Source organism: Geomonas diazotrophica (genome assembly GCF_019063885.1).
Taxonomy (GTDB): domain Bacteria; phylum Desulfobacterota; class Desulfuromonadia; order Geobacterales; family Geobacteraceae; genus Geomonas; species Geomonas diazotrophica.
In genome coordinates this window covers 1,351,501-1,374,666 of record NZ_CP077684.1, presented here as the reverse complement: position 1 = coordinate 1,374,666, position 23,166 = coordinate 1,351,501, and the positions used below count along the sequence as shown (strand labels likewise).

Below are 23,166 nucleotides of genomic sequence, written 5' to 3'. Positions count from 1 at the left end.
TGCGGAGGGTGGCTTGATCGAAAGGGAGGACGTGACGCGGGGAACGGGAGCCCCCGGGGGGGTGGGAGCGGCTACTAGTGGGCGAGCACCCTGTCGAGCACCTCGGCCACCTCCGAAGCCCGGTACGGCTTCGCCATGGTGGCCTTGAACCCGAACTGGGCGTAGTCGGACATGACGGGGTCGTTGGAGTATCCGCTGGAAACTATGAGCGAAGCGAGCGGGTCCATTTCCAGGATATGCCGCGCGGCCTCCTCTCCCCCCATCCCGCCGGGTATGGTGAGGTCCATGATCACCGCGTCAAACGGGGTGGCGGATTCCCTGGCGGCGGCATAGAGGGCTATTGCCTCGCTTCCGTTCGCGCAGCTTTTCACCATGCAGCCAAGACTCTCGAGTATCGCGCAGATCAGATCGCGGATCATCTCCTCGTCGTCCATAACCAGGATGTTCCGCTGCGGGATGGCGGCCACGACCGTCGCGGCGGGAGGCGGTTCCGGCACGACCTCATGCCCCTCTCCCTTCGCGGCCGGCAGAAACACCTCGAATGCCGTCCCCACTCCGGGCCGGGAGTGAACGGTGATGTAGCCGCCGTGCCGGACGATGACGGAGTGCGCCGAGGAGAGTCCGAGTCCTTTGCCCCCCGCCTTGGTCGAGAAGTACGGGTCGAATATCCTCTTCTGGTCCTCGGGGGAAATCCCGCACCCGGTGTCGCTGAAGGAGAATTTGACGTACCTCCCCGCCGACAGGGCCATGCTGTTACCCTCCTCCAGGATGACGTTGGCCGCGGTCACCGTGAAGGTGCCCCCCTGGGGCATGGACTGCAGGGCGTTGATGACGATGTTGCTGAAGGCCTGGTGCACCTGCCCTTCGTCCACCTCCAGCAGGTAGAGGTCCGTGGGGAGGTTCAGCACGCTCAGGACGTTGGAGCCGCGCAGCACCAGGGACACCGTCTCCTCGACGAGGTGCCTCACCGCCACGTTTTTCTTGATCGGCTTTCCCCCCTTGGCGAAGGTGAGCAGCTGGTTGGAGAGCTCGGAGGCCCTCTGACATGCCTTTTCCGCCTGCTTCAGCAGTTTGTGCACCTGGGCGGCGTCGTCCAGGGTCATCTGCGCCAGGGTGATGTTCCCCATGATGCCGGTGAGGATGTTGTTGAAGTCGTGGGCTATCCCTCCCGCCAGCACCCCCAACGATTCCAGCTTCTGCATCTTGAGCAGTTCCTGCTGCGACTTTTCCCGCTCGGTGATGTCGCTGTTTATTTCCATGATGCGCCAGGGACGCCCCTGTTTGTCCCGTTGCAGCGCCCACCTGCTGCTGACGACGATGCTCTCCCCCCCGGAGGTCGTGTGCGAAAGTTTCCCCTCCCAGCGCCCCACACGCAGCAGGTCCTGCACGATCTCCTCCTGGGGTTTCGGAAAGACCGTCTGCAAGAGGGTGTGAATGACCTGTCCCATGGCCTGGGCGGAGTCGTACCCGTATGTCGTCGCCGCCCCCTGGTTCCAGTAAAGGATGGTACCGTCGAGCTCCAGCAGGATGATGGCGTCGTGGGCGAGTTCGAGCAGGTCCGACTTTTCCCGCAGCACGTCCTCGTTTTTCATCCGCTGCGACAATTCGAAGCTGAGGGCATCGGCCATCTCATCGAAGGAACCGCCGAGGCTTCCCAGCTCGCCGCCCCGGACCTCCTCGCCCACCCGCACTCGCAGGTCCCCGGAAGCGAGGCTGCGCGAGGCGCTCTCCAGGGAACTTATCCGGTTCACGATGAGCCGCTTGCTGAGCCAGATGTTGAGGGCGAACACGAGGACCAGGACTAGGAACATGACGGCCAGGTTCAGTGCCAGCTGGTGGTTGGCTTCGTGCAGGAGGATGTCCATCGGCGTGCCCCCCCGCACGTAGGCGTAGGGAGGGAGTTCCGGAGAGATGCGAATCTTGCGGTAGGCGGACAGGCGCTGGATCCCGTCGCTGGAGGTCAGCCTGATGACCCCCGTCTCCGGACCGTTTTTCATCTTCTCGAACTGGTTGCTGCGGTCGGGGGTCCCGACGAACTTTTCGGCGCCCACGGTACGGTAGATAAAGATCCCTTTGTGGTCGAAAATGCCGAAAGAGGTTCCCGGCGGGAGCTTGCTCGGCTTGAGCAGCGTGCCGATGTAGGTCAGGTCGATACCGAAAAGGATGGCGCCGTCGAAGGCGCCACTGTCGTCCTTGAGGGGGTAGGCGAAATTGAGGATCGGCTTGTTGCTTGCCTTGCCGACCGTGTACTCGCCGGGGGAGAAGCGACCGCTACTCCTGGCGTCCTTGAAGGCTTTGCGGTCCGCGAGGGAAATCGGTTTTGCGGTCGGCAGGGCTGTGGCCCAGGTGAGGCCGCTACGGTCGACCATCATGATGTTGGCATAGCTTGGACATCTCTGCCGCAGTTCCGCCAGCACCCGATTCACGGCGGCCGCGTCCTTTTGGCGGACTTGCGGCATCAGCGACAGCATCTCCATCAACTGGCGGGATGCTTCGACCTTGCTGTTGAGCTCGGAGGCGACGTTGTCAAGGAGGTAGGTCGTGGCGCGGGTAGCGATCCGCAGGTCGTCGGCGCGCCCCTCCATTCCGGAGTAGATGATGAGGCCGACCGAGGGGAGCGCCATGATGGTCAGCATGAACGCTATTAGAAGATGAATCGGCAGGGATTTTAACCAGTTCATTATCGCTCCGTTTAGGGAATCGTCGCAGTATGAGACAGCGACGTCTCTCTTAACGACTTGCGCATCACTATATGCAGAAGACTAAGTGAAAGCAGATCCAATGTCAAAAACCTAAAAGCGGGATCTTTTGAAGAAACCAAGTCAGAATGGAGCAATAACTGTTGATGAATCGAAAATCAACACAGATGGCAACGAAGGATCGCCTCACGCGAGGGGGGGACCCAGGGCAGGTCCATCCCTTGTCTTTTGGTGCACCGCTCTCACGTCATCATCCCCAAAATGTAGGCAAACAAGTTCCTGCGCGCGAAGCCCCCCCCGGACGACAATACTACGCAAAGCGGTCATAATTGTTTGGAGCAGCCGTGGTGATAATCACCTGTATTTAGACGATGGATACATGATAAAATCAAATCGTAGCAACTGATATGCAACCGAAAGGAGGAGCAAGACAGCGGCGCAAGCCGGGAGGTAGGCCATGAGATCCAGTACAAGGGATACATCAAAAGGCGTGCTGCACGAAACAAAGGGCAAAGTAAAGGAAACTACCGGCAAGATATTCGGGAACGTCTCATTGGAAGCCGAAGGGAAAGCGGAAAAGATAGCAGGCAAGGTGCAAAAACACGCAGGCAAGGCTGAAAAGAGCATCGAAGACGAACTCGATGCGGAGAGGGGCCGTCGCGGCAAATACTAACCCGCGCGACCGACAGGCATGACCGGAAGGGGACGGCGTTAACGCCGTCCCTTTTTCATTTGAGGGTTGCCTTGCAGCGGGCACACCGCTAAAGCGGGGTACCGCAGTAAGGGCAGACCTTGCAGGCCGGGTCGAGATAGCGCCCGCAGGGGGGGAAGGTGCACTGCTTCGGCTGCTTCCTCGCTGCCGGCAGCGGCTGTAACTCCTCGGGATCCTTCAGCGGCCTGCTCGGTACCGGGTCGCTCTGCGCCGCCTCCTTCAGAGGAAGACACTCCAGGGCTTCCTGCATCTGCAGGCGACGCTTTTCCACTTTCTTCGCTTTCTTCAATTTACCGTTTTTCGACATGAGGCATCCGTGAGCAGATATAAAAAGGGGTTACCTGACGGGTAACCCCTCACAATGGTTGCGGGGACAGAGGCGGCTGCTGTTTGCGTCGCAGCCCGGTCCGCAGCTATAGCACACTCACGGGACGGAAGCAACCCCCGCCCGCCGGCACCCTGCTAAAGCTAAAGCTTGAATTGACGCACCAGGCGCTCCAGTTCCTCCGACTGCAGGGCCAGCGTGGAGGCAGCGGCGGCGGCATCGTTCACCCCTCGCGCGGTCTGATGCACCACGTCGGTTATCTTCTGGATGCTGCGGGTGATCTCGTCGGTGGTGGAGGTCTGCTGCTGGGCGGCGGCGGTGATCTGGCTGATCTGGCTGTTCACCTCGCTCACCTGGGCGAGTATCTCCTCCAGGGCTTGCCCGGAGCGAGCCGAAAACTCGGCACCCTTCCCCACCTCGGCCACCCCTTCCTCTATGGCCGCAATTGCACCCCGCGTCCCCCCCTGGATCGCCTTGATCATCTCGCCGATCTCCCGGGTGGCGCTGGTGGTCCGCTCGGCCAGGGCCCGCACCTCGTCGGCGACCACGGCGAACCCCCTCCCCTGTTCCCCGGCCCGGGCCGCCTCGATGGCGGCGTTCAGGGCCAGGAGGTTGGTCTGGTCGGCGATATCCTGGATGGTGCGGATGATCTGGTCGATCTGGTCGGAGCGCGCGCCCAGGTCCTCGACCGTCCTGGCTGCCCCCTGCACCCTGCTCGCGATCCGCTCCATGCCCAACGTGGTCTGGCGCACCACCTCCGCGCCGGAACCGGCGGTCTGGCTGGCGCGTCTGGAGTTGTCGGCGGCGCTCACGCAGTTGCGGGCGATGTCTCCGGAAGTGGCGGCCATCTCTTCGCTGGCAACCGCCACGGCGTTGGTCTGCGCAGCGGCGTCGTCGGTACCGGCCGAGATCCGCTCCGCGTTCTCCTGCAGTTGGTGCGAGGTGAGGGCCATCTGCTCCGAGTTCTGCTGGATCTGGCGGATGATGTCGCGCATGGTGGTCTGAAGCGCGTCGATCGAACGGATGATGGTGCTGATCTCGTTGTTGCGCTTGGCGGAGATGGGTCTGGTCAGGTCTCCGTCTATCATCGTCTTCAAAAAGGCGATGATCCGCTGCAGGGCATCGTTGACCGACCAGAACAGCAGCGCGCTGAAGAAGGCACCAAGGACCAGGAACACCGCGGTCGAGACCACCGAGAGGGCCAGGGAGAACGATCTTCCCGCCACAACGGCGAAGACGATGCAGAAGCTGTAACAGATGCAAAGCAGGATGATCCGGGTGCGGATCCGGAGATGGAGGTAGAGATCGAGCAGAAAGTTCATGAGCTGTCCCCAGCGGTTCGTTTCCATTCACAGCAAAGCGGCCTCGATGCCGCCTGCTTGTACTAGGCACCTCTTCGGAACCATAAGCCCGATGCTTTAGGCGTTTATCCCTCTTTTTTCTTAAGAAAAGCCTCATCCGACTCTTTACTGAAGGCCGACTCAGCCTTCCGCGTGGGACAGCGGTCACCGTTTTCTCTTAAATCCTTTCCCGCTTCACGCCGATACAAGTAACAGCGTCGAATCACTCTACCCAGAACACCGACCACACAAGGCATGAAAGGAGTTCTGCCGATGCAAGCGATCTGGTACTGCTATCCATTCCTGGCTGACTACACATTTCTCCCGGCGTCCACCCATGAGTACACAACTGAGTAACAGTTGTAATCACGTGTATGACAAAAAGGCGCCGCGCCGCGTGAGTATTAGAACATACACACCCCGGAACCTCCTGTATTTGCGAGCCAATCGCCCCCGACAGCCGTATACGTTTCACATGGCACGGTAACTGCTGATAACCGTTGACTCATTCGTCCGAACACTACCCCCGCAAAGGTTGCATCATGAAAACAATCGGATTACCAAAGAAGCAGGGGATGTACGATCCCCAGTTCGAGCACGACGCCTGCGGCGTCGGCTTCGTCACCAACATCAAGGGGAAGAAGTCCCACGAGATCGTCCAGCAGGCGATCACCGTCCTGGAGAACCTGGACCACCGCGGGGCCGTCGGCAGCGAACACAACACCGGCGACGGCGCCGGCATCCTGATCCAGCTCCCCGACGCCTTCTTCCGCAAGGTCTGCCCCGAGGCCGGCTTCGAGCTCCCTGCCCCCGGCGACTACGGCGTGGCCATGCTCTTCACCTCCCCGGAACCCACCGAGCGCAGCGCAGCGAAGCACATCTTCCAGCGCATCATCGCCGAGGAAGGGGTCGAGGTGATCGGATGGCGCGAGGTGCCGACCGACAACTCCTCGCTTGGAGACACGGCGAAGGCGGGCGAGCCGCTGGTCCGCCAGATCTTCTTCAAGCGTGGCGCCTCCTGCCCGGACGAGGACTCGTTCAACCGGAAGCTCTACCTGGTGAACCAGAGGGCGATCCACGAGATCCGCGACCAGGAGGTCGATCCGTACTGGTACGTGGCCAGCATCTCGACCCGCACCATCGTCTACAAGGGGATGCTGATGCCGGCCCAGCTGGACCAGTACTATCCCGAGCTGCGCGACCCCGCGGTCGAGTCTGCCATCGCAGTGGTCCACTCCCGCTTCTCCACCAACACCTTCCCGAGCTGGGACCGCGCGCATCCGTACCACTACCTGGCGCACAACGGCGAGATCAACACCCTGCGCGGCAACGTGAACTGGATGCATGCCCGCCAGTCCATGTTCAACAGCGAGCTGTTCGGCGACGACATCAAGAAGCTCTTGCCGGTCATCAACACCAACGGCTCCGATTCGGCCATGTTCGACAACTGTCTCGAGCTTTTGCTCATGACCGGCCGTTCCCTGCCGCACGCCGTGATGATGATGGTGCCGGAGCCGTGGGAAAACCACGAGACCATGAGCAAGGAGAAGCGTGCATTCTACGAGTACCACTCCTGCCTGATGGAGCCGTGGGACGGACCCGCCGCCCTCACCTTCACCGACGGCCGCATCATCGGCGCTGTCCTCGATAGAAACGGCCTGCGTCCGTGCCGCTACTACCTCACCGACGACGACCTGGTCATCATGGCCTCCGAGGCAGGCGTCCTGCAGGTGCCGCCCGAGAAGGTCATCAAGAAGGGCCGCCTCCAGCCGGGCAAGATGTTCCTGGTCGACACCGAGCAGGGGCGCATCATCCCGGACGAGGAGATCAAGAACGGGCTGGCAACAGCCAAGCCTTACGCTGACTGGGTCAAGGTGAACCACCTCCCCCTGGTTGACCTTCCCAAGGCGAAGGGTCAGGCAGTCGAGGAATCCCCCCTGGTGCAGCGGCAGAAGGCCTTCGGTTACACCTTCGAGGACCAGGAGACCATCATAGGGCCCATGGCCACCGACGGCATCCAGCCGCTTGGCTCCATGGGGACCGATACCCCGCTCGCGGTCCTCTCGGAGAAGCCGCAGCTTCTTTACAGCTATTTCAAGCAGCTCTTCGCCCAGGTGACCAACCCGCCCATCGACCCGATCCGTGAGGAGATCATCACCGCGACCGCGGTCAGGATCGGCTCGGAAACGAACCTCCTGAAACCCTCCTCGACCGGCGCGCGCGTCATCCGGCTGGAGCACCCGCTCCTCACCAACGAGGAGCTCGAGAAGCTGCGTGAACTCGACCGTCCCGGTTTCAAGAGCGCGACCCTGTCGCTGCTGTTCAAGGCGGCCGACGGCGCCGAGGGGATGGAGAAGGCGCTCGACAGCCTGTTCAGCAGCGCCATCCGTCACATTGAGATGGGGACCACCGTCCTCATCCTCTCCGACCGCGGCGTGAACGAAGAGTACGCTGCCCTGCCGGCCCTTTTGGCCGTGGCCGGCCTGCACCACCACCTGATCCGCACCGCCACTAGGACCCACGCCTCCCTGATCCTCGAGTCGGGTGAACCGCGCGAGGTGCACCACTTCGCGGTGCTCCTGGGGTACGGCGTCACCGCCATCAACCCCTACCTCGCCTTCGAGTCCATCGAGGACATGATCCAGCAGGGGATGCTCCCCGGGCTCGACTACAAAAAAGGGGTCAAGAACTTCGTCAAGGCCTCCATCAAGGGGATCGTCAAGACCATGGCGAAGATGGGGATCTCCACCATCCAGAGCTACCGCGGCGCCCAGATCTGCGAGGCGGTCGGCCTGCACCAGTCGCTGATCGAGAAGTACTTCACCTGGACACCGTCCAGGATCGGCGGCATCGACCTCGACGGCATCGCCCAGGAACTGCTGATCCGCCACAGAAAGGCCTACCCGCAGCGGGTCCCGGCGGATCCGACCCTGGACCCGGGGGGGCAGTACCAGTGGCGCAAGGAGGGTGAGGAGCACCTGTTCAACCCGCTCACCATCCAGTCGCTGCAGAAGGCGACCAGGACCAACGACTACAAGGAGTTCAAGGTCTTCTCCAAGCTGATCGACGAGCAGAACGAGCGTATCTACACGCTGCGCGGCCTGCTCGACTTCAACACCGACATCCGCATCCCGGTCCCCATCGACGAGGTCGAGTCGGTCGAAGAGATCATGAAGCGCTTCAAGACCGGGGCCATGTCGTACGGCTCCATCAGCCAGGAGGCGCACGAGGCGCTCGCCATCGCCATGAACCGCATCGGCGGCCGCTCCAACACCGGCGAGGGGGGCGAGGATCCGGAACGTTTCACCTGGACCAACGAGCTTGGCGACTCCAAGAACAGCGCGATCAAGCAGGTCGCCTCCGGGCGTTTCGGCGTCACCAGCAACTACCTCACCAACGCCAACGAGCTGCAGATCAAGATGGCGCAGGGCGCGAAGCCGGGCGAAGGTGGCGAGCTGCCGGGGTCCAAGGTGTACCCCTGGGTCGCCAAGACCCGCCACACCACCCCGGGCGTCGGCCTCGTGTCGCCGCCGCCCCACCACGACATCTACTCCATCGAGGACCTCGCGGAGCTGATCCATGACCTGAAGAACGCCAACCGCCGCGCGAGGATCAGCGTCAAGCTGGTCTCCGAGGTCGGGGTCGGCACCATCGCGGCCGGCGTGGCCAAGGCCCATGCCGACGTGGTGCTCATCTCCGGCTACGACGGCGGCACCGGCGCCTCCCCGCTCTCCTCGATCAAGCACGCGGGTCTCCCCTGGGAGCTCGGTCTCGCCGAGACCCACCAGACCCTGATGCTCAACAACCTGAGGAGCAGGATCATCGTCGAGGTGGACGGCCAGCTGAAAACCGGCCGCGACGTCGCCATCGCCGCCCTTCTAGGCGCCGAGGAGTTCGGCTTCGCCACCGCGCCGCTGGTCACCCTGGGCTGCGTCATGATGCGCGTCTGCCACAGCAACACCTGCCCAGCCGGCGTCGCGACCCAGGATCCGGAACTCAGGAAAAACTTCTCCGGCAAGCCCGAGTACGTGGTCAACTACATGCGCTTCATCGCGCAGGAGGTTCGGGAGATCATGGCGGAACTCGGCTTCCGCACCTTCAACGAGATGGTCGGCCGCGCCAACCGCCTGGAGCCCAAACGCGCCGTCGCCCACTGGAAGGCCCAGGGGCTTGACTTCAGCAACGTCCTGTACCAGCCGCAGACCGGCATCAAGGGAAGCCGCTACTGCACCGAATCGCAGGACCACGGCCTGGACAAGTCGCTCGACATGACCAGGCTCCTGGAGATCTGCAAGCCCGCCATCGAGAAGGGCGAGAAGGTGAGCGCGGAACTCCCGATCACCAACATCGACCGCGTCGTCGGCACCATCGTCGGCAACGAGGTCACCCGCGCCCACGGCGCCGCCGGCCTCCCCGACGACACCATCAGGCTCAAGTTCCGCGGCTCCGCGGGGCAGAGCTTCGGCGCCTTCGTACCCAAGGGGATGACCCTTGAGCTCACCGGTGACGTGAACGACTACCTCGGCAAGGGCCTAAGCGGCGGCACCATCGTTGTTTACCCCCCCGACGGCTCCCCGTTCAAGGCCGAGGAGAACATCATCGCCGGCAACGTCGCCCTCTACGGCGCCACCAGCGGTACCGCCTACATAAGCGGCATCGCCGGCGAGCGCTTCTGCGTGCGCAACTCCGGCGTCGACGCCGTCGTGGAAGGGGTGGGTGACCACGGCTGCGAGTACATGACCGGAGGCACCGTCGTGGTCCTTGGTGAAACCGGCCGCAACTTCGCCGCCGGCATGAGCGGCGGCATCGCCTACGTCCTGGACAGCGCAGGGGACTTCAAGGAGCGCTGCAACACCGAGATGGTGGCGCTTGAGCAGCTTGACGAGAAGGACCTGGAAACCCTCCGGGAAATGATCCTGCAGCATGCCAAGCGGACCGGCAGCGCACGCGCCACGCGCATCCTGCACGACTGGAAGACCCACGCCCACAAGTTCGTCAAGGTGATGCCGATGGACTACAAGCGGGTACTCCAGGCACTCGAGCGCGCCCAGGCCTCCGGCCTCACCGGCGATGACGCGCTGGCTGCCGCCTTCGAAGAGAACGCGCACCAGGCCGCACACTAAAAGCAGGTCGAGGTCAAGGTTGAGGTTGAGCTAAAACTCACCCTCGGCCCTGCCCGGCCTCGAGCCCGATTGAAAAAGCAGGAAGGGATTAAGGCTGGCAGAACCTCTCGACCTTAACCTCGACCTCAACCTGATTTTAAGGATAGAGCTATGGGAAAACCTACCGGATTCATGGAATACAAACGCGAGCTCCCGGCCGACCGCGAGCCGCTTGAGAGGCTAAAGGACTGGAACGAGTTCCACCTGCACCTGCCGGAAGATCATCTGCGCACCCAGGGTGCCCGCTGCATGGACTGCGGCATCCCGTTCTGCCACACCGGCATGCTGGTGAGCGGCATGGCCTGCGGCTGCCCCATCAACAACCTGATCCCCGAATGGAACGATCTGGTGTACCGCGGCCTGTGGAAGCAGGCCCTGGCCCGGCTGCTTCGGACCAACAACTTCCCCGAGTTCACCGGCCGGGTCTGCCCCGCCCCGTGCGAGGGGTCCTGCACCCTGGGCTCCATCGACCCCGCGGTCACCATCAAGAACATCGAGGTGAGCATCATCGACCGCGCCTGGGCGGAGGGGTGGATCACCCCGAACCCGCCGCAGGTGAGGACGGGCAAGAAGGTCGCCGTGGTCGGTTCCGGCCCGGCCGGCCTCTCTGCCGCCGCCCAGCTCAACAAGGCCGGGCACCAGGTCACCGTGTTCGAGCGGGCCGACCTCCCCGGCGGGCTTTTGATGTACGGCATCCCCAATATGAAGCTCGACAAGCGCGAGGTGGTGCTGCGCCGTGTCAAGATGATGGAGCAGGAAGGGATCAACTTCGTCTGCAACACCGCCATCGGCGGCGCCGACTACCCGGTGGAGAAGCTGCGCGGCGAATTCGACGCCGTGGTGCTTGCCACCGGCGCCACCCTCCCCCGCGACCTCCCCATCGACGGGCGCTCCTTAAAAGGGATCCACTTCGCCATGGACTTCCTGACCGCCAACACCAAGGCGGTCCTGAACGAAGGGGCCGAGTTCATCTCCGCCGAAGGCAAGGACGTGATCATCATCGGCGGCGGCGACACCGGCACCGACTGCGTCGGCACCTCGCTGCGCCACGGCTGCAACTCTGTCACCCAGCTCGAGATCATGCCCCGCTTCCCCGACACCCGTTCCGACGACAACCCGTGGCCGGAGTGGCCGAAGGTCCACAAGGTCGATTACGGCCAGGAGGAAGCGGCAGCCAAGTTCGGCGCCGACCCGCGCGTCTTCGTCACCACCGCGACCAAGTTCGAGGGTGATGCACAGGGGAACGTGACAGCCGTGCACACGGTCCAGGTGGAGTGGAAGCAAAACGAGAAGGGGCAGTTCATACCGGTCCCGGTTCCGGGAACCGAGCAGGTCCGCCCCGCGGGCCTCGTGCTCCTGGCCATGGGCTTTCTCGGCCCCGAGCAGGAGCTTCCCGAGGCGCTCGGGCTCGAGCGCGACCCCCGCAGCAACATCAAGGCGGAGTTCAACCGCTACGCCACCAACATACCGGGCGTCTTCGCCGCCGGCGACTGCCGTCGCGGCCAGAGCCTCGTCGTGTGGGCCTTCAACGAGGGGCGCGGCGCGGCCCGCGAATGCGACCGCTTCCTGATGGGAGAGACCGAACTCCCGTAGTCGCATCACCGTATCAATGCTAAAAGGCACCCGGAAAACCGGGTGCCTTTTTTTATGTCCCCGCATGCCTCTTTTTTTGTTCGCACCGAAATGCTGCACGAGCCCCAACGTCCCTCCTTTGCGAAAGGGGGACAGGGGGGATTAGTTAGAATCACCGCAACTTACTTCTGGCTCGCCGCCCCCGCTGCAACGAAAAAGGCACCCGGAAAACCGGGTGCCTTTTTTCATGCTGCTCTTCACAGCCTGCTCCGCCTCGGGCGGGCGGGGTGCCTTAGCGGGGCGAAGTGTTCACTTCCCCTTCCCTTTATCGTGGGGGACCGTCACCGTCGTTGTCTTGGTGGTCGTTACCCCCGCCGCGTCGGTTACCGCTACGGTGATGGTGTATTTCCTCCCGTCCGCGTCGTTGGCGTTTCTCCAGGACTCCAGCATGATGGTGCCGCCGAGCTTCAGGTTCTTGTAGGCGATCTTGCCGTACTCGTCGCTCACCGATACCGAGACCGACTTGACCGGGGCTCCGCTGCCGGTCACGCCGCCGCTGATCTTCACCGGCACCATCTTGTGCTGGGGAGGCCACAGGACGCTGGGTGTCGCGGTGAGGGTGATCTGGGGCGGCTTGGTGGCACGGACGACGGTCGCCGTCGCGGTGACAGCGTTGCCGGCCGCATCGGTCGAGGCGGCACTGATGAGGTTGCCCCCCTCGGCGAGTCCGGAAAGATCCGCCTGCCAGGTGGTGTCGGTCGGGTAGACGATCTCCCCTACCGTCGCCGTGGCGCAGACAACGGTCACCGCCGTCCCGGCTTCCCTGATCCCGGTGATGGTGAGGCCGGTCTGGCTGGTCGGGCTGACCGGGGGATCGATGCCCAGTACCGGGGGGGTGATGTCATAGATGACGTTACGCTGCACGGTCGTCGAGGTGCCCACCTCGTTGGTCGCGGTGACCACTATGTCATAGGTCTTTTCCTGGTCCAGGGAGACCGTCTGCTCGTAGCTGCCGTTGACCACGGGGGGGGTGAAGGTTTCGCTGTCCTTCTTGATGATGACACCGACAGCGGTCAGAGAGTCGGCCACCGACCCCTTGATGGTGAGATTGCTCTGGTTGATGCGCAGGTCCTGGTTGGGCGCGTTGATCGACAGGGACGGCTTCTGGTTGTCATAGAGCACGGTCCGCTTCAGCGTGCTCTGGTTGCCGGCCAGGTCCGTGGCCGTCACCTCGATGGTGTTGTAGCCGGGGATCAGGGAGAGGTAGGCGCTGAAGGCGGCGCCGGTCTGGGCGGCAGCCTGAACGTTGTCGCCGAGCCTGACCACCACCCTCGAGGTCTCGTCCACGCTCCCGCCGACGGTGAGCAACGCGGAACCGGTCATGCTGTTGTCGGCCGGGCTGCCGATCGCCAGGGCGGGCGCCGTCTGGTCCAGGGTCACCGTGCGCGTTTCGCCGCTACGGTTGCCGACCTGGTCGATGGCCGCCACGGTCACCGTGTTGGCCCCGGGTTTGAGCGCCAGCGCGTAGGTGAAGCTCCCGTCCGCGTTGAGCGGGACGGGGTTGCCGTTGATGCTGAACTCCTGAACGACCGTCTGGTCCGTCACCGTGCCGGCGATGTTGAGGATGTCATTGTTGGTGTAGCTGCCGTCGCTCAGGGTGGACAGGGCCAGGGTCGGAGCCGCGGTGTCGATGACGAAGTTATCGGTCTTGACGTCGCTCACGTTTCCTGCCAGGTCCCTGGCGAAGTACCTGAGGGTTGCCGAGGTCGTGATGGAGATGGGCGCGACATAGACGCTGTCGCTTGTGGTCGGCACCGAGCCGTCGAGCGTGTAGTAGATCACCGCAGGCTCGCTGGCGCTCAGGGCAGCGGTCTGGGAGGAGGCGTAGGCGCCGCCGCTCGTGGTCGAGCTGACCGTGGGGGAGGTGCGGTCCACGATGACCGTCGTTGCGCTGGGGGCGCTCTGGTTGCCGGCCGCGTCGACCGCGCTGGCCGTGATGACGTTGCTCCCCTCCTTGAGGCCGGTGACCTCGACGCCCCACGTGGTCGCGCTCGGGTAGGAGACCGGGCCGATGCCGGCCCCGGCGCAGCTAACCGTGACTGCCGAGCTGTCTGCGCTCCTGGTACCGGTGATGATCTTGCTGGCGGCGTTGGTCGGCGCCGGCACCGGATCGATTACAGGCGCAGCGGGGGGAGTGCTGTCGATGGTGAAGGCGAGCCGGTAGGAGGAGGCATTGGCGAAACTGTCGGTCGGGTTGATGACGCAGCTGTAGGTCCCCTCGGGGAGGGTGGACGCCGGGGTGAACTTCACGGTACCGCCGCTGCCGGCACCTGAGCTGCTCCAGGTCCCTGCGATCTTGGTGCCGGAGGCGTTGGTCAGCGCGGCGCCGCTCAAGGTTGCGGCAAAATCGAGCGAGGAAAAGGCGTCCGAGAGGGTGAAGCTGACCGCGCCGGGCGCGGTCTGGAGGAGGGCGTTGGCTGCCGGTGCGGTCGCCGTCACCGCCGGCGCCGAGCTGTCCAGGACCACCCTCTGCGTGACCGGCGCGCTGCTCAGATTCTGTCCGTCCAGCGCGGTAACGGATACCGAGTTGATCCCCTGCGCCAGGGTGTAGGTCGTCTTCCAGGTGGTGCCGGCGTCCAGGGGAACCAGGGTGGCGCCGTTGACCACGACGGCGGTATTGGCGGGCTTGGTGCCGCTCAGTGTTACGGTTGCCGCGGAGGTCGCGGACGGCAGGGGAGAAACGGTGGGAAGCCCCACCGCAGCGGCAAGGTAAAGGCCCTGAATGTCACCGGCGGAAAGGGCGCTGCTGTAGACCAGGGCGTCATCGATGAGGCCGTTGAAGTACTGGATGCAGTCGGAGTTGCGGCCCAGGTTGAGGTTGGCAGATCCCAGGAACAGTTTGGGGACCGTAGAGGTTTTGCCGGCGACCTCGACCCCGTTCACGTAGAGTTTCAGAACGCCGTTGTCGAAGGTCGCCGCGACATGCTGCCAGGTATTGGGGGTGATCGGCGCGTTGGTAGTAACCAGGCGATCGTAGCTTGTGCCGTCCTTGCTGATGTCGGTGCGGATGTTACCGGTGGGAGCCAGGCCGATCTGGTAGGCATAGCCACCGTAACTGAACTTGCTGATTATCTGCCGGTACTGGGTGACGTCGGACGGTTTGATCCAGGCGGCCAGCGTCATGCCGGAGGTCAACTTCAGGCTGGGGCTGTCGATAACCGAGACGTAACTACTCGAGCCGTTGAAGCTCCCGGCCCCGGTGCCGACCTTGACGTCGGTGCTGAAGGTAGGCGCGTTCATGGGGTAGCCGTTGTTCCCGTAGATGGACGAGCCGTTCCAGTTCGCGTCCAGCTTCCACCAGCCGACCAGCGCCGCCTTGTTGATCCGCACCAGCTGCGACTTGGCCGGTGCCTCGACGTTGCCCGCCAGGTCGGTCGACCTGACAGAGAGGTAGCTGTCTCCGTCGGTGTCCAGCACGAAGGGTGCGGAGTACGGCTGCCAGGTGACGCCGTCAAGGCTGTAGTCGGTCCTCGCCACCCCGGCGCCGCCCGCGTCATCCGCGGCCGTCAGGGTCACGGTCACCGCGGATGCGTACCCCCCGCCTCCTCCCCTCACGCCGGCGACGTTGATCGTCGTGGTTGGTGGTGTCGCGTCAATCGCCGCCAGTGCCGGCGCGCTGCAAAGCGCCAGCAGTACCGAACTGCCTGTCATCAGACTACGAACCGTGCTCATAGTTGACTCCTCCCGTAGGCTTTATTTCATTGCATGACATTTGAAGCCCCCTCCCCGCCTTTTTCGTGTAAGGGAGGAGAAATCGGCCAAAAAAAGAAACAGCCCGCCCCGGAAAGGGCAGGCTGGCATGACGAAGATAAACTCCCGCTACAGAGTCACTTCGACGGCCCCTCTAACCAGCTGCGCTGGATGGTGGCTCTGTGCCACACGGTTACCCGTGCTTTACCCTTTCGGCGACTTCCCGATTCGCTCACCCCCTGCGACGCACTGTTGCCTGGGGGATTGAATCGCGACTTAATTTTTACGAGAACGAACAACTGACGCGACCGCCCTTTGCGAGCGTTTGTTTCAGGTCACCCTGCCTTGCGAAGGCTCCGCAATCACCTGAAGAAAGAGCGCAAAAAAAAAGGAGCACTCTCAGTTCCGAAGATGAGAGTGCTCCTTTTGCCAATACGTTCCGGGTGCCAGGATGCATATCCATCTCTTCGGCAACCCGGCTATCCTCTGTGATAAGGACCCGTGGCTTTGCGTCACCAGATTACTCTGGTTTTGCCCGTTCGGAGAACGTTTTTTAAGTTGTATGCAGAGATGTATCACAGTAATCGCCAAATGGCAAATGTTTTTTTATGACAGAAGTCACTTCTCATCCTGTTCGCAACTTTTTATGCCTGTGCGAGGCAGGCAGAGACACTCTCAGCCTAAGGTAAAAGCGCGCCGGGCCCCTTTTATGACCACGGCCTCCGCGTTACCTCCTCACGACTTTCGCGAGTGTGGCGTGCCACAATACTGGGGACCGACGACTGTGGCATGCCACAACTCTACGCGCCTCATTAAACCGTCTGGCTACCGGCTTCACGCTGGACAGCTACGGCACTCGCCCATTAAAGGCATGCGACTTCGGCAACTTATACGAAAGCTGCCCCGGCGGGACATTTTTTCCCCTTCCGGAGGCCTGATGGGAACGGATCGTGTTTACGAGATACCCAAAAACGACACTGGCACGCGCCGGTCCATATCGGACGACACGGGAACAACAAGCACGGAGGGAGAAGCCATGACTGCACAGGCCAATTACACCAGCAGCGATTTTCACCGCATACGCCACATGTACCGCTCCTCCACCGGGATCACGTTGGGGCACCACACCAAGGACCTGGTGTACAACCGCATGTCGCAACGGGTGCAGGGCACCTCTGCGCAGAACTTTTCGCAGTACCTGGACCGGCTGGTGGTCGACAGCAAGAACGAGTGGGGCGCCTTCACCAGCGCCCTTGGCTCATCCCCCTGCTGTTTTTTCCGAGATGCTGCGCATTTCGCGATGCTGAAGGAGTACCTGCAGGTCCTACGGACCCCCGGGGCGCTGCTTTGGTCTTGTGCCGCGGGCACGGGGGAGGAGGCATACTCGATGGCGATGACCGCCCATGACGCGCTGGGGGGGGACGTACGATCCATGAAGATTCTCGCCACCGACATCGACCTCTCGGCGCTGGCCGTCGCCGAGGACGGGGTATATCCTGCAGACCGGTTGCGGCACCTTCCCCAGCAGTACAAAGAGAAGTACCTTGTCCGGCTCGCCTGCCGCGAAGAGGCCTACCAGGTGGTGCCCGAGATCCGGCGCATGGTCTCCTTTCTCCCCTGTAACCTCGCAGCGCAAGAATGGGTGCTGAAAGGGAAATACGATGCCATCTTCTGCAAGGAGGTCTTTGACCACTTCGATCCCGCGACACAGCAGGGGCTGGTCGGGCGGATGGCGGGGATGCTGAAACCGGGCGGGCTCCTCTTCATGGGCGAGACTGAACCGGGCCTCGGCGGAGATCAGCGCTTCGAGCATAGGGGCGAAAAGGTATTCTCTCTCAAACCGCACTTCCTTGGCGGCGCCCCTCAGGGGTAATCCCGGCTTCCACCCCAAAGGCGCTGCGCGCAGTGGCGGCGATGTTCGCGCAGCACCTGCCGTCATTCGTCTCGTGCTCGCCGCGGCCAAACCGGCTGGCCTCCCGAGCTTTGAAGGGCATTGCCGGGGCCGTCGCCACCAGCAATTTCCCTCCCCTTCTCCCCGCCCCCATCCTCTTCTCCCCTCTGCCCGGCAGGGTTACACCCGCACCTGCCGGGCAGGCCTTCTGACCCCACAAATTTATTCTGTTCTGACCCTACTCCTGGGGGCAATTTTCATCTAGCCTAACGCAGGCGTCGGCGGGGAGCCCGATCCCCGAACTTTCCCGAGAGCACCTGCTCCCTGACCTGGTCCTGGAGCTGCCGGTAGAGAGGGGCTTTCTGGTTCTGGCCCAGGATGGACATAAACTCTTGCAGTCACGCCGTGTGGCTGCGCAAGATCACCAACAGGAGGTAGAAATGATTTCCGAAAAACTGCTCGAAATTCTGAAACAGGATGGCGTGGTCGCAATCGCAACCTTGGGGGAGAACGGACCGCACCTGGTCAACACCTGGAACAGCTATATCCGCATCTCCGACGAGGGGCGCGTCCTCATTCCCGCAGGCTACATGCACCGGACCGAGGCCAACGTCGCCTTCAACCCGGAAGTGCTGATCACCGTGGGGAGCAGCAAGGTGCAGGGGCTGCACGGCCCGGGCGCGGGTTTTCTGATCAAGGGGGAGGCCGCATTCATAACGTCCGGACCCGATTTCGATCAGCTAAAATCGAAGTTCGGCTGGCTGCGCGCCACCCTGGCCGTCACCCCCGACTCGATAACCCAGACCTGGTAGAACTCCTGCCGCGGCTGCAGCCACCTGCAGCCGCTTTTTTTTGTCCAACTGCGGATGCCTGCGCTGGTGAGGTTCTCCCGGGCCTTGACAGCATTAAATATTAAACTAATATAATTTACCCGAAAGCCAGGGCGCTCCCACCGTGTTCCTGACCTGCCCCGGGGCGGCGGAACAAACCACTCCGCCGGCTCCATCAAGTACATCTCTTGCCTCCACAGCCATGTTGGGCCTGCGCGGTCGCCGCATTCTGCCGCCGCGGAGGGCTTTTTTTGTTTCTGAAAAAGAAGGTGCTGTGGAAACAGCGCGAAAAAAGGAGGTGATAAAGGCGTATCGGCTCGTCAGACTTTGATCCCAATCATGCAAAGGAGAAGCTATGAGCATACCATTCGCCCACAAGCCATTCACCCTCAGCAACCCCGACGGAACCCGCATCGAAGTCCAGGGATGGGGAGACCAGAACTTCGCCGTATTCGAAAGTGACGGCTACACCGTGGTGCCAAATCCAGAGACCGGTTACTATGACTATGCCATGCTGGCCCAGGATCAGGCGTCCCTGATCCCGTCCGGGGTCCGGGTAGGGAGTGCGGATCCGAAAAGCCTCGGACTCCAGCCTGGCCTCCGCCCGACTCCGCACGCCATCCGCGGTCTGGCGCTGGCCGGGCAGCAGGCGCTCGGGACCAGGCGGCGCTGGGAGATCCGCAGGGAAAACAGGAGGACCGGACTGCAACAGGCGTTGAAGCTGGCAGGTCCGTTGACCGCTCCCCCCTCCGAAGCCCGTACCGGCGCCTACACCGGTCTCTGCCTCCTGGTCAGGTTCCCCGACGTCCCGGACACCATCCCGCAGCAGGAGGTCGCCGACTTCTGCAACAAGCGGGGGTACAGCAACTACGGCAACAACGGCTCTGTCTACGACTACTACCTCGACAACTCCGCCGGCCGCCTCCAATACACCAACATCGTCCCACCCTACTACACCGCGAAGCATCCTCGGGCCTACTACACCGATCCGGCGGTGCCGTGCGGCGTGAGGGCGCAGGAGCTGATCCGGGAGGCGCTCGACGACCTGAAGGCGAAGCAGTTCGATTTCAGCCGTCTTAGCAGCGACGAGGACGGATACGTCTACGCCCTCAACGTCTTCTACGCCGGCGGCTTGGTCAACCAGTGGGCCAAAGGCTTGTGGCCGCATTCATCGGCGATGGGCGGATACCAGGCCGGGAGCGGCAAGACCTTCTCGGACTACCAGATCACCAACATGGGCGACGAGCTTTCCCTCGAGACCTTCTGCCACGAAAACGGCCACATGCTCTGCGATTTTCCCGATCTCTACGACTACGGCTATGAGTCCAACGGCAACGGCCAGTACTGCCTGATGGCCTACGGTGGCCCGGATCCGAAGAACCCGGTGAGCGTCTGCGCTTACCTCAAGTACAAGGCGGGTTGGGCGACCCAGGTGACCAGGATCACCGACGGGATGACCGCCACGGCGCCCGCTGGGCAGAACCGGTTCTTCCTCTACGGGGTCCCCAACCGGCCGACCGAGTACTTCCTCCTGGAAAACCTGCAGCAATCCGGACGCAACGTGGGGCTTCCCGATGCGGGGCTGGCGATATGGCATGTGGACGAGCTCGGCAGCAACAACTGGGAACAGATGAGCCCCTCCCAGCACTACGAGTGCGCCCTCGAGCAGGCGGACAACCAGTTCCACCTGGAGCGGCGCGCCAACTACGGAGACGGCAACGACCTCTTTGCGGCGCCTGCCGCGGCCCAGTTCACCGCGGCGACCGCGCCGAGCTCGAAGTGGTGGGATGGTTCCCCTTCCGGCCTCAACATCGTGCAGATCTCCCCTCCCGCGCCGGTCATGACCTTTACGCAGGCCGATACCGCAGCGCCCTTCGCCACCCAGCTCTGCCAGGTCAACAACGCCGACGGCCGCCTCGAAGTCTTCTCCATCGGGACCAACAGCGCGCTGTACCACAACTGGCAGGTGGTCCAAAACGGCGGCTGGCACGGAGGGGTCGCCCTGGGGGGCATGGCCCGGCAGGTGGTGGCGGGACGCAATCAGGACGGCAGGTGTGAGATCTTCTACGTCGGGACCAACAGCAAGATCTATCACAGCTGGCAGGTGGCCCCCAACGGCGATTGGATCGTCGACCAGCCGCTGGGCGGAGCGGCAAAGCAGATCGCCGTCGCCAACAACGCGGACGGGCGGCTGGAGATCTTTTACATCGGCACCAACGACCAGATCTACCACAACTGGCAGACCAGGCCCAACAACGGCTGGAGCGGCGAATGCCCGATGGGAGGTGCCGCCAAGCAGATCACCGTCGGCCGCAACGCCGACGGGCGCCTCGAGATTTTCTACGTCGGCACCAACGACCGTATCTACCACAACTGGCAGATCGTCCCCAACGGCGGGTGGAGCGGCGAAGCGTCCCTTGGGGGACTGGCGAAGCAGATATCGGTCGGCCGCAACGCGGACGGGCGCCTCGAGATCTTCTACGTCGGCACCAACGACCGGATCTACCACAACTGGCAGACCGCGCCCAACAGCGGCTGGAGCGGGGAGGCGGCCCTGGGCGGCCTGGCGAAGCAACTCACGCTGGAAAAGAACGCAGACGGGCGGCTGGAGCTCTTCTACATCGGGACCAACAACCGCATTTACCACAACTGGCAGACGAGGCCCAACAACGGCTGGAGCGGAGAGAACCCGATGCTGGGGATGGCGAAGCAACTCACCGTAGGGCGCAACGCCGACGGCAGGCTGGAGATATTCTACGTGGGGACCAACACACGTATCTACCACAACTGGCAGACGCCCCCCAATAACGGCTGGTGCGGTGAACAGCCGCTGTAAGCAGACGACCGGCGCCGGCGCAGACAACTGCCCGGCGCCGCCATTTACGGAGGAGACATGACCTTGACTACTGAAGGGACGGAACGATACGCGTCGGACTACCGGATGCAGCAACTCGGTGTCTTTCGCGTCGAGGACGGGGTGAGGTTCCGGGCGTGGCTTCCTTTTGCCGGGGACGTGAAGCTCGTCCTTTACGACGACGACCGCAACGAGCGCATCTACCCGATGCTCAACGAGTGGAACGACTGCTGGTCGGTGACGGTTGCCGGCGTGAAGGAGGGACAGCAGTACGTCTATCGTGTGGACGGAAGGGACAAGAGCGATCCGAGGGCGCAGGCCATGGTCGGCGCCGCGGACAACTCCATCGTCCACCTGGGGGAGTATGAGTGGAAGGTCAACGACTTCCGGATGGCGCCCTGGAACGAGCTGGTGATCTACCAGATGCACACCGGCACCTACCCCGACAAGACCGTGGAAAGCTCGGAGCTGCTGAAGGGGGTGCTGGACGACCTTTGGTATCTGCAGAAGCTCGGGGTCAACGCGATCCAACTGCTGCCGACCACGGAGTTTGCCACCGAAAGATCGTGGGGTTACAACCCTGCGGGGCTTTACGCCGTCGAGGCGGACTACGGCGGTCCGCGCGCCCTGAAGCAGTTCGTCGACGCCGCGCACGCCCGGGGTATCGCGGTGCTCATCGACGTGGTGTACAACCATCTCAACCCCGCAGGACCGAAGTCGTTGTGGCAGATCACCCCGTGGCAGCAACCGTTCTCCGTAGGAGGCGGTCCGCTCCAGGAAGGTGGCGGCGTCTACTTCTACAACGATCCGCGCGCCGTCACCCCCTGGGGCTCACGCCCCGATTACGGCAGGCCCCAGGTCCGCGACTACCTGCGCGACAACCTGATGATGTGGCTTTTGGAGTACCGGATCGACGGGGTGCGCTTCGACTCCGTGGTGAACATACGCAACGCCAAGGGCAACAACAACGATCCGGCCAACGACCTGCCCGACGGCTGGCGTATGCTGCAGGAGATGAACAACTGCGTTCGGGCCGAGCACCCCAGACGCAACCTGCTGACCATCGCGGAGGACCTTCAGGGGAACGAATGGATCGTCAAGGATACCGGCAGCGGCGGTGCCGGTTTCGGTGCCCAGTGGGACGCTGCATTCATCGGTGTAAGCCGCGACCAGCTCGCAAAGACCTGGGACGGCGACCGGAACATGCACGAGGTCCGCAGGATAATCGAGGGGCGCTACGGCACCGACCGGTACCAGCGCGTCGTCGCCATCGAGACCCACGACCAGGCAGCGCATCTGCGGCTCACCGACTGCATCGACTTCGGGCGGGTCGACGAAAGCTGGCTGGTGCGCAAGCGGATCGGCCTCGGAACCGCCCTCATGATGACCGCACCCGGGATGCAGATGTTTCTCCAGGGGCAGGAGCTTTTGGAGTGGCGGAAGTTCGGAGACGACCGCGCGGTCAGCGGCGTCGATTGGAACCGCTTCTGCGAGATCGACAAAGAGTGCCGAAGCTGCCTGAACAGCCGGCTCAAATGCCTCTCCGCGACCGGAGGTCCCTGCGAGAAGGCCATCTCCTGCAGCGATTGCCCGGACCTGCCGGAGCGGTGCGCCCCCGAAGGGAAATTCAGCGGAACCTTCCGGCTCTACCAGGACCTGATCCGGCTGCGGAGGAACTGGCACGACAACACGAGAGGGCTGCGGGGGCAACACCTCAACGTCTTCCATGTCAACGACGCCGACAAGCTGGTCGCCTTTCACCGTTGGGATGCGGGGGGCGGGGGGGACGACGTGGTCGTCATCCTCAACTTCGCCAACCGGTCCTACGACAGTTACACCTTGGGGTTCCCAAGAGGCGGGTTGTGGCAGGTTCGGTTCAACAGCGACTCCCGGGATTACGACCAGGGCTTCGGGAATCACGCAAGTTTTGCCACCGAGGCGCACCCGGCAAGCCGCGACGGCTTGTCTTTCCAGGGGAGCATCGGGATCGGTCCTTACAGCGCGCTGATTCTCTCCCAGTAACACCGGCTT

The 23,166-nt window shown here is 63.0% G+C and carries 11 protein-coding genes and 2 riboswitches; of the genes, 7 read left to right on the top strand and 4 right to left on the bottom strand.

Annotated elements, in window-relative coordinates:
• Nucleotides 1-74: 74 nt before the first annotated feature.
• Nucleotides 75-2,681 (bottom strand): hybrid sensor histidine kinase/response regulator, encoded by a 2,607-nt coding sequence (locus KP003_RS05935; RefSeq protein ID WP_216791080.1) that lies wholly within the window; start codon nt 2,679-2,681, stop codon nt 75-77.
• Between the two features lie 475 nt (nt 2,682-3,156).
• Between KP003_RS05935 and KP003_RS05930 the strand changes: the two genes are divergently transcribed.
• On the top strand, nt 3,157-3,372 hold the full coding sequence (locus KP003_RS05930; protein ID WP_216498606.1) for a CsbD family protein: 216 nt from the start codon (nt 3,157-3,159) through the stop codon (nt 3,370-3,372).
• A gap of 88 nt (nt 3,373-3,460) precedes the next feature.
• On the opposite strand, the gene KP003_RS05925 is transcribed toward KP003_RS05930, so the two are convergent.
• Complete coding sequence (locus KP003_RS05925) at nt 3,461-3,718, bottom strand: hypothetical protein (RefSeq protein ID WP_216791079.1); 258 nt, start codon at nt 3,716-3,718, stop codon at nt 3,461-3,463.
• Nucleotides 3,719-3,879: 161 nt separating this feature from the next.
• Nucleotides 3,880-5,058, bottom strand: a complete 1,179-nt coding sequence (locus tag KP003_RS05920) for a methyl-accepting chemotaxis protein (protein ID WP_216498604.1) — start codon at nt 5,056-5,058, stop codon at nt 3,880-3,882.
• Between the two features lie 560 nt (nt 5,059-5,618).
• Between KP003_RS05920 and gltB the strand changes: the two genes are divergently transcribed.
• Together gltB and KP003_RS05910 are read left to right on the top strand one after the other, a co-directional pair.
• The gene (gene gltB, locus KP003_RS05915; protein ID WP_216498603.1) at nt 5,619-10,199 is read left to right on the top strand and encodes a glutamate synthase large subunit; all 4,581 of its coding nucleotides are present in this window, start codon (nt 5,619-5,621) and stop codon (nt 10,197-10,199) included.
• Nucleotides 10,200-10,349: 150 nt separating this feature from the next.
• A complete protein-coding gene (locus tag KP003_RS05910; RefSeq protein WP_216791077.1) occupies nt 10,350-11,831 on the top strand; it encodes a glutamate synthase subunit beta in 1,482 nt (493 codons plus the stop codon).
• Between the two features lie 288 nt (nt 11,832-12,119).
• Here KP003_RS05910 and KP003_RS05905 read toward each other — a convergent pair whose 3' ends face one another.
• Nucleotides 12,120-15,542 (bottom strand): LamG-like jellyroll fold domain-containing protein, encoded by a 3,423-nt coding sequence (locus KP003_RS05905; protein ID WP_217300482.1) that lies wholly within the window; start codon nt 15,540-15,542, stop codon nt 12,120-12,122.
• 159 nt (nt 15,543-15,701) lie between these two features.
• A riboswitch (cyclic di-GMP riboswitch) is annotated at nt 15,702-15,779 on the bottom strand.
• A 247-nt stretch (nt 15,780-16,026) separates the two neighbouring features.
• Nucleotides 16,027-16,106: riboswitch (cyclic di-GMP riboswitch) on the bottom strand.
• Between the two features lie 490 nt (nt 16,107-16,596).
• Between KP003_RS05905 and KP003_RS05900 the strand changes: the two genes are divergently transcribed.
• The 4 genes from KP003_RS05900 (at nt 16,597) to KP003_RS05885 (ending at nt 23,157) form a co-directional block, all read left to right on the top strand.
• Entirely contained in the window at nt 16,597-17,433 is an 837-nt protein-coding gene (locus KP003_RS05900; protein WP_216498600.1) for a CheR family methyltransferase, read from the top strand.
• Between the two features lie 458 nt (nt 17,434-17,891).
• Nucleotides 17,892-18,263, top strand: a complete 372-nt coding sequence (locus KP003_RS05895) for a pyridoxamine 5'-phosphate oxidase family protein (protein ID WP_216498599.1) — start codon at nt 17,892-17,894, stop codon at nt 18,261-18,263.
• A gap of 373 nt (nt 18,264-18,636) precedes the next feature.
• A complete protein-coding gene (locus KP003_RS05890) occupies nt 18,637-21,117 on the top strand; it encodes a DUF8189 domain-containing protein (RefSeq protein WP_217300481.1) in 2,481 nt (826 codons plus the stop codon).
• 57 nt (nt 21,118-21,174) lie between these two features.
• Nucleotides 21,175-23,157, top strand: a complete 1,983-nt coding sequence (locus tag KP003_RS05885; RefSeq protein WP_217300480.1) for an alpha-amylase family glycosyl hydrolase — start codon at nt 21,175-21,177, stop codon at nt 23,155-23,157.
• Nucleotides 23,158-23,166 lie beyond the last annotated feature (9 nt).